Origin of the sequence: Nocardia otitidiscaviarum NBRC 14405, from assembly GCF_000308635.1 — a bacterium.
GTDB lineage: Bacteria > Actinomycetota > Actinomycetes > Mycobacteriales > Mycobacteriaceae > Nocardia > Nocardia otitidiscaviarum.
Map to the genome: position 1 here is coordinate 256,963 of NZ_BAGD01000019.1, position 6,805 is coordinate 263,767.

Here is a 6,805-nt window from a genome sequence, read left to right on the forward strand (position 1 = left end):
GAATCAACGATCACACTAGTCCCATCTGTAACAGACCCTAAACCTTCAGTGGAGGATTACCAAGCGGTAGCTCGAATGTAGCCCCGGAATCACGGAAGAACAGGTATGACATGCCGAACGGGTACTTGCGACAGCGACGTAGACGACGGAAGACGGTCAGCCTGTGCGTGGTGGCCGCGGCGCTGGCCGGGGGCACCGCCGTGGTGCTCTGGGCCTGGCCCGACGGCGAGGTGCGCAACCAGGTCGCCGCCGGACCGTACGGCCACGGCCGCGGCCTCAGTCAGCACGGCGCCTACAACCAGGCCCGGGACGGCTGGACCGCGGAACGCATTCTGGCGCACTACTATCCGGGCGCCGAACTGGGCGCCATCGGCCCGACCAATGTCCGCGTCCGCCTCATGGCCCAGGACGACAGCACCCTCGACGTCTGGTCCGACTCCGGCTTCTTCGTGGCGGGCCGCCGCGTCATCCCCGGCCAGGCCGCCCATCTCACCGCCACGCCGACCGGTGCCGATGTGGTCATCACCAGCGGCTGCGACGGTGACGTGCTGTGGACGGGCAGCACCGACGACCCGTGGGTCTACCCGATCGAGGCCGGACCCGACCGGCCCGCCGCCGAACACCTCACCCTCTGCGGCGGCAGCGCCTACCGCGGCGCGCTCGGCGTCGCCCTCGACGGCGCTGCCGCCCGCACCGTCAACGATGTCGACGTGGACGACTATCTGATGGGCGTGGTGCCCGCCGAGATGGTGCCCGCCTGGGCCGATCACGGCGGCGCGGAGGCCCTGCGCGCCCAGGCCGTCGCGGCCCGGTCCTACGCGCTGGCCGAACAGCGCTACCCGTACGCGCAGACCTGCGACACCACCGACTGCCAGATGTATCCGGGCACCGCGAAGGAGGACGCGCGCACCTCCGCGGCCGTGCGCACGTCCACCGGCCAGGTGCTGTTGCGCGACGGCCGCATTCTGCGCAGCGAATACTCCGCCGCGCCCGACGGCGGCTCCGCCATCGACATCCGCACCCTCGAGGTGGGCCCGACCCCGGCCGAACTGGCCCCGGCCCCGCTGCCCGCCGAGGTGCCGCCGACGGATGGACCCGACGGCGAGGGGCTCGGCCCCGAACTCACCGAGGCGGTGGAGGTCGTCCTCGACCTCATCGACCTCATGGCCGCGCCGCCCGCACCCGTGGATCGCGGTGCACTGCCGACCGATCCCGTGCGGCAGCCGACCCCCGGCGGCACCATGGCCCCGAGCACCGCGTCCACCCCGACCCCGCCGCCGGCCTCCACGTCGACCACGCCCAGTGCTGATTCGTCTTCGGCAGTCGGCGTGTCGCCCGACCCGGCGCCGAGTGCCACTGTGGTGGATGTGCCGGGCCCGACCGTGGTCGACGAATCCGTGCCGCTGGGCTACGGCTCAGGTGAGTGAGGTGTCGCCGAGTGATTCGGCGAGGGTGCGCAGCAGTGTCGCCAGCTCGTCGCGGTCCTGACCGGACAGGCCGGCGAGCAGTCGCCGCTCGTTGGCGACGTGCAGCGGTAGTACCTCGTCGACCAGGGCGCGGCCGCGTTCGGTGAGCTGAACCCGGACCGAGCGCCGGTCGACCGGATCGGGCACGCGCACCACCAGCTCCTTGGCGGCGAGCCGGTCGATGCGGTTGGTGATCGCGCCCGAGGTGATCATGGCCGCTCGATTGAGCGCGCCCGCGGTGAGTCCCTCCGCGCCGCCGGAGCGGTGCAGGGTGGCGAGCACGTCGAATTCCCAGCGCTCGAGCCCGTGACCTTTGAAGAACTCGGTGAGTTCCCGGTCGAACACGCGGGCCAACCGGGTGATCCGGCCGACCACGGCCATGGGGGAGGCGTCCACGTCGGGGCGCGTCGCCCGCCATGCGGCCAAGATCTGGTCGACTGCGTCGGCCATCACCACTCCTCTCGGGGAAATAATCTCAACATCAAGATACTTGACGCTGAAGTACATCGGTGCTTTTATTTCAACGTTGAGATTATCAATGGGGAGTGAAGAGATGACCGCCACCCGCGCCGGAGCCGCCTACGCCGGCACCCTCGCCCTGACCGCGCTCGCCCCACTGGTGTGGGGATCCACCTATATCGTCACCACCGAATTCCTGCCGCCCGATCGCCCGCTGTTCACCGCGCTCATGCGCGCCCTGCCCGCCGGACTGCTGCTGCTGGTCGTCACCCGACTCCTGCCGCGTGGTGAATGGGTATGGCGCGCAGGGATTCTGGGCCTGCTGAACATCGGCGCGTTCTTCCCGCTGCTGTTCCTGGCGGCCTACCGGCTGCCCGGCGGTGTGGCGGCCGTGCTCGGTTCGGCCCAGCCGCTGTTCGCGCTCGGGCTCGCCGCCCTGCTGCTCGGTGAGAAGCCGACCGTCCGAAAGATCTCCGCCGGGGTGATCGGCCTGGTCGGGGTGGCGCTGGTGGTGCTGAAGGCCACCGCGGTCCTCGATACCGTCGGCGTGCTCGCCGGACTGCTGGGCGCGGCGTCCATGGGCGCGGGCACCGTGCTCACCAAGCGCTGGGGCCGCCCCGCGGGCGTCGGCCCGCTCGCCCTCACCGGCTGGCAGCTCACCGCGGGCGGACTGGTGCTGCTGCCGCTGGCGCTGCTGGTGGAGGGTGCGCCGCCCGCCCTGGACGGGCGCGCCGTCACCGGCTACCTCTACCTGGGTCTGCTCGGCACCGCCGCCGCCTACGCCCTCTGGTTCCGCGGCCTGAGCCGCATGCCCGCCAGCTCGGCCGCCCTGCTCGGACTGCTCAGCCCGGTCTCGGCCGCCGTCATCGGCTGGATCGCGCTCGGCGAGGCGCTGCGCCCCGTCCAGGTGCTCGGCATCGTCATCGCACTCACCGGCACCCTGCTCGGCCAGCTCGGCGCCGCGCCGAAGCCCGCGGTGCGGGCGGAGACCCCCGCACCGGCGGTCACTTCGCGGACGCTCACCCGCACGTAGCGGCCGCCTCCCGATCCGGTGACCACGTTCGGTCGCCAACGGGAGACCGCCGCATCCGGCGGATCTAATCCGGCGGTCGCTCACCGGGCTGCCGACGCGGACTGCTCGAACGTGACCAAGCGGCTGCGCATCCCACCGCCCCGCCGTGATTCCGCCGGTTACTGCCGGAGCGGCCTGTAGCAAGTCCTCCCGAACGTCGGGCGGGAAACCCACAATCCCAACCAATTCCGAAAGGTTCGACAGCTATGCACATCACGGTATTCGGAGCAGCGGGCGGCGTCGGCAGCCGCGTCGTCGCCGAGGCGCTCGGGCGCGGCCACGACGTACGCGCGGTGTCTCGCAATCCCGAACGGCTGCACGGACTTCCGGCGGCAGCCGAGCGCCGGGCCGGGGATGCCTCCGACCCGGAACAGATCGCGGCCGCCAGTGTCGGCAGCAATCTGGTGATCAGCGCGACGCGGCCGGTGCCCGGTCGCGAGCACGAACTCGCCGAGGTCGCGGCGGCCCTGCTGAAAGGCTTGACCGGCACCGGGATTCGGTTGCTGGTGGTGGGCGGCGCGGGCAGCCTCACCGTCGCGGGCACGGGCAAGACGCTGCGCGAACAGCCGGACTTCCCCGCCGCACTGCAACCGATCGCCACCGCCTGCGATCGGCAGCTGGAGGTCTTCCGGGCCGCGGACGGCTCCGTGGACTGGACCTATCTGAGCCCGTCGGCCCTGCTGGAACCCGGTGCGCGCACCGGCCGATTCCGCCTGGGCCGGGACGAACTCCTGGTCGACGCCGCGGGCGACTCCAGCATCTCCATGGAGGATCTGGCGGTGGCACTGCTGGACGAGGCCGAGCGCCCGCGGCACTCCCGGACCCGATTCACCGCTGGCTACTGAGCGAAAACACCTGGGGTGGAACCGAACACGGTACCGACGTGCATCAGCGCCACGTCGGATACACACCGCGGAAAACACAGCTCCCCTCCGGCCCGGCCGGAGGGGAGCTCACCGGTGCGCGGTCCGATCAGAACACGCGGAACCCGGCTCCGACGCCGCCGCGGTGGTCGATATCGCCCAGTACCAGGGTGATATTGGTGGACACCTCGGGCCGGTGGATGAAGTCACCGCCGCCCGCGCAGGCGCCGGGATCGATGGACAGCGGTCCGATCCGTACTTCGGAACCGGCCACGATCATGCCGACCAGCTGGTCGCCCAGCAGTACGGGACCGCCGGAATCACCCTGGTCGGCGCATACCTGGCTGCGGAAGTAGCCCGGTTTGGTCTCCCACACCACACCGCAGGTGAAGCCGGTGGTGCGCCCGTTCTTGCAGACGTTGTCCCCGATGTTCGGCGGCGCGCCGACCCCGTTGATCACCGTCTGCGCCACCTGCCGGGTAGGCGCCACCCGCTCGGGATCGAAGGCGATGACCGCCCAGTCGTTGCCCGCGCTCTTCTCCGCGATCACGCCGATGGTGCCGCTGTCGATGGAGTACTCGGCGGCGATGCGCGCCCCGACCTCGCCGCAGTGCCCGGCGGTCAGGCCGACCAGGCGGTCGTCCCGGTCGAAACCGATGGCGGTGAGCGTACATTCGCCGATCGTGGTGGGGTCGTCGAGCTGTTCGACATAGATCCCGGAACCACCGCCCAGGACCGCCGCGGGCGCCGCCTGTGCGGCACCGGCGGTGAGCACGGAGCCCCCCAACGCCATCGCGGCCACGACCGCCCAGCGAAGTATCCGGGCACGGCCGATCGCAATCATGAAGTTTTTCCCTTCCCCCCAAGAACCTGGTGGAGCAGATAGTGCAAGAAGTTCGTGGTCAGGAGCATACTGTAAAGGCTTGACCTTGACGTAGCGTCAACTTGCATCCTGGATTCCGTCGATGCGAAACGAAGGAGAAAGGACGTGACGGCGACAACCGAATGGTCCATCCAGGACCTGGCCAAGGCGGCCGGGACCACCAGCCGGACCCTGCGGCACTACGGCCAACTCGGCCTGCTGCCGCCGAGCCGGGTGGGCGCCAACGGTTACCGCTATTACGACCAGGGCTCCCTGGTGCGACTGCAACGCATCCTGCTGCTGCGCGAACTCGGCCTCGGCCTGCCGGTCATCGCCGAAGTTCTCGCGGGAGAACAGGATACGAGCACCGCACTGCGCACGCATCTGGATTTGCTCCGGCAGGAGCAGGACCGGATCGCGCGCCAAATCGCTTCGGTGCGAACAACATTGCGCAAAACGGAAGCAGGTGAGCAACTCATGGCAGACGAAGTATTCGACGGCTTCGACCACACGCGGTACAAGGACGAGGTCATCGAGAAGTGGGGCCGGGAGGCCTACGAGAGCGGCGACCGCTGGTGGCGGGGTTTGAGCGAGGCCGACAAGCAGGCGTTCCAGCAGACCCAGCTCGATATCGCCGCCGACTACGGCCGCGCCCACGCGGCCGGGCTGCCGGTCGACAGCGCGGAGGTCCAGGCCATCACCCAGCGGCACTACGAATGGGTGACCGTGGGCTGGCAGGGTCGCTGCCCCGAGGCGGAGGCGTTCGTCGGTCTCGGCGAGATGTACGTGGCCGACCCGCGTTTCGCCGTGAACTACGACAAGCACGGCGCGGGCACCGCGGCCTATGTGCGCGACGCCATGAAGGCGTACGCCGACGCCCGGCTGTAACAGCGGAAACATGATCGCCTCCCGTGGGCGGCCGCAGGTAGAGTGCGCGCCGTAAATCCACGGGAGGGGACCAGGTAGATGCATCCGTCCAGTCCGCGCGCGTACGCGCCGCCGCGAGCGAACCCCTTCACCGGCATCGCCGGGGGCGTGCTCGCGGCGCTGGGCGGCCTGGCGCACGGCCTGCTGGCGCTCACCGCCGGATTCGTCCTGCTGGCGGGTTCGGACCTGGTGCCCCCGGACCAGGACCCGGACCTCGCCGCCCAGGCCGAGCTGGGCAAGCCCGATGAGGCCATGCTGACCGCCGCCCTGCTGATCCTTCCGGTATCGCTCGTGGTGGCAATAGGTTTGATCACCGGAGCGGTGCTGCTGTTCAGTCGTCTCGCGGCGGGCCGCTACACCATCATCACTATCGCGACCATCGCCCTGCTGCCCTGGCTGGCGGTCATGCTCGCGGGCCAGGCCCTCGGCGCCATCGGCGTCCTGTTTCCCCTGACCACCGTGGTCCTCACCGCCTGGGCCAGCACCGGCCACTGGCTCCGCGAATAGTAATTGCCAAGGAATAGCGGGTATTTCATTTCGCATCCCGCACCGCGGTATTGTCGGCCGGTCGTTCCACCTGGCTGTCGAGGCAAGCCCCAGAAGTCCTGGGCAGTTGACCGAAAAGGTGCAATGCGGTGGCTATCATTTCTGCGTGTCGGTCGAATCCGCAGGTGGTGTCGATTCTCCGATCTGTGATAGATGTTCTGCCATCGGAATCGATCATGACTCCGATCACCTGGCGGGGGGCGGGAGTTCCCTCCGCGCAGTGGGAGAACGCATTCCAAGGGGAATCTGTATGAAGAAGTTTGCTGCCGCCGGTTTCGCCGCTTTCGCGGCCGCGGGAATCATGATCGCGGGCGCGGGTCTGGCCGCCGCGGACGAGGGTGACGGGGGCACCGGCGGCGGCACCGGTTCCGCGTCGCAGCTCACCGACGTGATCACCGCGCTGATCACCGGCAGTGCCGGGAGCACCCCGGGTGGCGGCGACGAGTAATTCGGCCGGTCCCGGGCAGGACGACAGGCGGGTGGCGCTCCGTGTGGAGCGCCACCCGTCATCGTCTTTCCGGGCCGTTCACCGGGTCCGTTCGGCATCCCGGGAGACGGAGTGCTCGGCTCCACCCGGCTACCGCGCGCACTTCCGATACGCTGGGCTCCC

General features: G+C 69.6%; 8 protein-coding genes. 6 read left to right on the forward strand and 2 right to left on the reverse strand.

The features are described from left to right. Positions 1–110 precede the first annotated feature (110 nt). Positions 111–1,427, forward strand: coding sequence for a SpoIID/LytB domain-containing protein (locus ON31_RS34385; protein WP_081592130.1), 1,317 nt, complete (start codon positions 111–113; stop codon positions 1,425–1,427). On the opposite strand, the gene ON31_RS01240 is transcribed toward ON31_RS34385, so the two are convergent. Beyond that, positions 1,416–1,916, reverse strand: a complete 501-nt coding sequence (locus ON31_RS01240; RefSeq protein WP_039808447.1) for a MarR family winged helix-turn-helix transcriptional regulator — start codon at positions 1,914–1,916, stop codon at positions 1,416–1,418. The genes ON31_RS34385 and ON31_RS01240 overlap by 12 nt on opposite strands. Before the next feature lie 103 nt (positions 1,917–2,019). On the opposite strand from ON31_RS01240, the gene ON31_RS01245 reads away from it, so the two are divergent. After that, complete coding sequence (locus ON31_RS01245; protein WP_039808302.1) at positions 2,020–2,958, forward strand: EamA family transporter; 939 nt, start codon at positions 2,020–2,022, stop codon at positions 2,956–2,958. A gap of 245 nt (positions 2,959–3,203) precedes the next feature. Then, on the forward strand, positions 3,204–3,842 hold the full coding sequence (locus tag ON31_RS01250; RefSeq protein WP_039808305.1) for an NAD(P)-dependent oxidoreductase: 639 nt from the start codon (positions 3,204–3,206) through the stop codon (positions 3,840–3,842). Between the two features lie 127 nt (positions 3,843–3,969). Here the strand turns inward: ON31_RS01250 and ON31_RS01255 are convergent, their stop codons facing one another. Continuing rightward, entirely contained in the window at positions 3,970–4,704 is a 735-nt protein-coding gene (locus tag ON31_RS01255; protein ID WP_039808308.1) for a S1 family peptidase, read from the reverse strand. 144 nt (positions 4,705–4,848) lie between these two features. Here ON31_RS01255 and ON31_RS01260 point away from each other — a divergent pair, with 144 nt between their 5' ends. From ON31_RS01260 to ON31_RS36155, 3 genes are all read left to right on the forward strand, one after another. Beyond that, a complete protein-coding gene (locus ON31_RS01260) occupies positions 4,849–5,610 on the forward strand; it encodes a MerR family transcriptional regulator (protein WP_039808311.1) in 762 nt (253 codons plus the stop codon). A gap of 78 nt (positions 5,611–5,688) precedes the next feature. Then, positions 5,689–6,156 carry a hypothetical protein gene (locus tag ON31_RS01265; protein WP_039808313.1) on the forward strand — a complete coding sequence of 156 codons (468 nt, stop codon included), beginning with the start codon at positions 5,689–5,691 and terminating at the stop codon, positions 6,154–6,156. Between the two features lie 289 nt (positions 6,157–6,445). Next, on the forward strand, positions 6,446–6,643 hold the full coding sequence (locus ON31_RS36155) for a hypothetical protein (RefSeq protein ID WP_039808316.1): 198 nt from the start codon (positions 6,446–6,448) through the stop codon (positions 6,641–6,643). The last annotated feature ends 162 nt before the right edge of the window (positions 6,644–6,805 follow it).

Bases quoted from the DNA above. Each gene is read 5' to 3' on its own strand.
- ON31_RS34385 (WP_081592130.1), top strand. From the start codon at position 111: ATGCCGAACGGGTACTTGCGACAGCGACGTAGACGACGGAAGACGGTC.
- ON31_RS01240 (WP_039808447.1), bottom strand. From the start codon at position 1,916: ATGGCCGACGCAGTCGACCAGATCTTGGCCGCATGGCGGGCGACGCGC.
- ON31_RS01245 (WP_039808302.1), top strand. From the start codon at position 2,020: ATGACCGCCACCCGCGCCGGAGCCGCCTACGCCGGCACCCTCGCCCTG.
- ON31_RS01250 (WP_039808305.1), top strand. From the start codon at position 3,204: ATGCACATCACGGTATTCGGAGCAGCGGGCGGCGTCGGCAGCCGCGTC.
- ON31_RS01255 (WP_039808308.1), bottom strand. From the start codon at position 4,704: ATGATTGCGATCGGCCGTGCCCGGATACTTCGCTGGGCGGTCGTGGCC.
- ON31_RS01265 (WP_039808313.1), top strand. From the start codon at position 5,689: ATGCATCCGTCCAGTCCGCGCGCGTACGCGCCGCCGCGAGCGAACCCC.
- ON31_RS36155 (WP_039808316.1), top strand. From the start codon at position 6,446: ATGAAGAAGTTTGCTGCCGCCGGTTTCGCCGCTTTCGCGGCCGCGGGA.